This window comes from Halomonas sp. 3D7M (assembly GCF_014897885.1).
In the GTDB taxonomy this organism is placed as follows: Bacteria; Pseudomonadota; Gammaproteobacteria; order Pseudomonadales; family Halomonadaceae; genus Vreelandella.
In genome coordinates this window covers 94,687-97,741 of the sequence record NZ_JABUZF010000268.1, presented here as the reverse complement: position 1 = coordinate 97,741, position 3,055 = coordinate 94,687, and the positions used below count along the sequence as shown (strand labels likewise).

Genomic DNA, 3,055 nt, shown 5'->3' with positions numbered 1-3,055 from the left:
AATTCGCATTAACAACTCCTTTCAGATTCAGAGGATTGGGCTACTTGCGACGCCATGATAGCGGCAGCAAGGGCAAGGTCATCAGGATGAGTGATCTTGAGATTATCACGACGCCCACTAACCAGCTTGGGGGCCTGACCAAGCGCTTCCACAGCCGAGGCTTCATCCGTGACCACACAGTGATTAGCGACAGCGTATTCAAGGGCGCGCCGCAAAAGCGCATAGCGAAAAGCTTGGGGTGTTAACGCGTGCCACAGCCGATCCCGAGGCTCTGTCACGGCGCTTAATTGTTCGGCATTGGCCCGTTTCATGGTGTCAGCAACCGGCATCGCCAAGAGTGCGCCACTTGGGTGCTGCTGAGCAGCGTCATAAAGCGCCAGCAAATCAGATGATGTAATGCAGGGGCGTGCGACGTCATGCACCATCACCATATCGTTGTCTTGCGCTTTTATAGCGTGCAGCGCATTTAAAACGCTATCCATTCGCTCCGCGCCACCCGCCACTCGTTGCCACTGGGGAAATGGCACCCATTCAGGCTCGAACCAATGATCATCACTATCCAAGCACAGCACAAGATGCGCAGTGGGGAAGGCTCGGTGTAGTCGACTAAGTGTATGGGCAAGAATGGGCTTTTCGCCCAGTGGCAGGTACTGCTTAGGCTTATCAGCGCCCATTCGCTTGCCTTGCCCAGCGGCGGGCACGATTAGCCACAACGTGTGACTCATTCGTCTATGTCCTCGCTAGGCGAGCTTGGCTGAGTCACTAGCCCCGCATTGATGCCCACTAGCTCTGCTTCAATGGCAACACCCGGCACCCAAAAGAACTGCTCATCGCTACGCACCATGCCCATGTCGCTACGCGCACGCTCTTCAATCGCATCCAGGCCGGTTTTTAGGTCGGTAACTTCAGCCGCTAACCGAGCATTGCGCTCTCGCATCGGCACATTGGCAGCCTCTTGAACGGCAACGCGCTCCTCTACCAGCTGCAAATCCTCCCAGCCACCATTACCTAGCCAAAGCTGGTATTGGAGAAGCCCCAATACAGCAAGCAGCGCAACCGTTAGCCATTTATGCATCACCGCATCCCTTTGTTTAGGCCTGAACGAGGCGCATTATGCCATCATGGGCTATTTCCAGCGAGTCACGCTTTATATGGCTGGCTTTATAAAGCGATTTTCATTTGAACGGTAATGCGTCGCTCGCCGCCTCACGATAGGCGCTGATATGGGCCCCCTCTTCTTGGCAAAATTGGGCGACTCCAGCCGCTAGGCCTGGGTGTACAAGATAGTGCAGCGAACGTACCCGCTGGGGCGCAAAGCCGCGCACCAGCTTGTGCTCTCCTTGAGTACCGGGGTCGAACAAAGAGAGTCCCTTTTCCAGACAAAATTCAATGCCTTGGTAGTAACAGGCTTCGAAATGGAGACAGTCGGCAACCACCTCGCTTCCCCAATAGCGGCCGTACAAAGTGCTATCGCCACGAAAATAGAGAGCAGCGGCAACAGGCTGGCCATCCAGCAGCGCCTGAACCAATACAAGCGCCTCAGGCATCGCATGACGTAATCGCTCAAAAAAAACGTCATTTAAGTAAGGAGGACGGCCCCGCTCGTGGTATGTGATCGTATAGCAGCGAAAGAAGTGCGCCATCGCTTCTTGCGTAATTGCCTCGCCCTCTAAACGGCGTAGCGTAAAGCCTTGCTCGGCAACCAAGCGACGCTCACGTTTAATCATTTTGCGACGCTTCGACGTAAGGCTCGCCAGGAAGCCTTCAAAATCACCAAAGGTGCGATCTCGCCATTGGAACTGAACGCCTTCTCGGGCAATTAACGCTGGAAACTGGCGCTGCCAGGCATCCACTTCGTCATCTTGTGCAAACAGGAGGTGCCAACTCGATAACGCTTGCTCTTCACAGTGCGTTTGCCACGCCGCTGCTAATAACCCGCGAACATCCTCCGCGTTGGCATCATCGGCAATTAAAGTACGCGTACCAGGCACCGGGGTAAACGGAATGGCACTTAATGCCTTGGGGTAATAATGGCCGCCTGCTCGCTCCAGTGCATCGGCCCATCCCCAATCAAACACATACTCACCGTAAGAGTGGTGCTTGCGATACATGGGCAACGCGCCCACTAAGCGGCTACCTTGCCATACGCACAGATGGCAAGGCTCCCAGCCGGTCGCCTCGCAGACAGAGCCACTGCTCTCTAAGGCATGCAAAAACGCGTGTCGTAGGAAAGGCTGGTCGCTACTCACCAGTGCGTCCCATTGGACGGCATCCACAGCGTCGATAGCGGGTAGCATAATGCATGACAGTGAGCGCGAAAGCATGATGCCTCCCGAGGCATATCGTTTAAATGGTGAAAGTGTGACCTTACCACCAACCAGACTGTCAGTGCTTTTGTTGATGCTGTCATTTCTATTTAGTGTGAGGTATTCAAGTAGCAGGACAAACGACTATTGTTATTAAGAATTAACCCAAGGAGCTGCCATGAAACGCGATTTAATGCGCCTGTTGCACACTCAGCGTCATGCGTTTGGCCAAGCGCCCTTTCCCTCATTAAGGTTACGACGAGAGCGCTTAGCCCGCCTTGCACGAATGACTAAGCATCACCAGCGGGAGATTATCCAGGCCATTCAAACTGACTTCGGCAAGCGTAGTGAGACAGAAATACGCTTAGCGGAGATTAACGCGGTGCTGCATGCCATTCATCATACACGGCGACACCTCTGGCATTGGATGCGCCCATACGCTGCCAACATGCCATGGCGCTTATGGCCCGCCCGCGCCCGCATCGCTCCTCAGCCACTTGGCGTGGTGGGTATTATGTCGCCCTGGAACTACCCCTGGAGCTTAGCACTGATGCCCGCTATTGATGCTGTCGCAGCGGGTAATAGCGTCATGATCAAGCCCAGCGAGCACGCCCCCAATACCAGCGCCCTGCTGGCTAAGCTAGTACCGCAATACTTTACCGATGAAGAAGTATGCGCTGTTGAAGGCGGCCCAGAAATAGCACAAGCGTTTAGCGCACTACCTTTTGATCATCTGGTGTTCACCGGCT

General features: G+C 54.5%; 4 protein-coding genes. 1 reads left to right on the top strand and 3 read right to left on the bottom strand.

What is annotated here, in order from left to right; translation table 11 throughout:
• Window positions 1-8: 8 nt before the first annotated feature.
• The 3 genes from ispD to INT22_RS18390 form a co-directional block, all read right to left on the bottom strand.
• On the bottom strand, window positions 9-725 hold the full coding sequence (ispD, locus tag INT22_RS18400) for a 2-C-methyl-D-erythritol 4-phosphate cytidylyltransferase (RefSeq protein ID WP_193068730.1): 717 nt from the start codon (window positions 723-725) through the stop codon (window positions 9-11).
• Complete coding sequence (ftsB, locus tag INT22_RS18395; RefSeq protein WP_193068729.1) at window positions 722-1,075, bottom strand: cell division protein FtsB; 354 nt, start codon at window positions 1,073-1,075, stop codon at window positions 722-724. Before ftsB ends, ispD begins: the two co-directional genes overlap by 4 nt.
• Window positions 1,076-1,175: 100 nt before the next feature.
• Window positions 1,176-2,324: a GNAT family N-acetyltransferase gene (locus INT22_RS18390; protein WP_193068728.1), complete on the bottom strand. Its 1,149-nt coding sequence runs from the start codon at window positions 2,322-2,324 to the stop codon at window positions 1,176-1,178.
• 160 nt (window positions 2,325-2,484) lie between these two features.
• Between INT22_RS18390 and INT22_RS21515 the strand changes: the two genes are divergently transcribed.
• The coding region (locus INT22_RS21515) for an aldehyde dehydrogenase family protein (RefSeq protein ID WP_226912891.1) at window positions 2,485-3,055 on the top strand (571 nt) is incomplete at its 3' end.

Coding starts and splice junctions, on each gene's coding strand:
- INT22_RS18390 (WP_193068728.1), bottom strand. CDS start 2,324: ATGCTTTCGCGCTCACTGTCATGCATTATGCTACCCGCTATCGACGCT.
- ftsB (WP_193068729.1), bottom strand. CDS start 1,075: ATGCATAAATGGCTAACGGTTGCGCTGCTTGCTGTATTGGGGCTTCTC.
- ispD (WP_193068730.1), bottom strand. CDS start 725: ATGAGTCACACGTTGTGGCTAATCGTGCCCGCCGCTGGGCAAGGCAAG.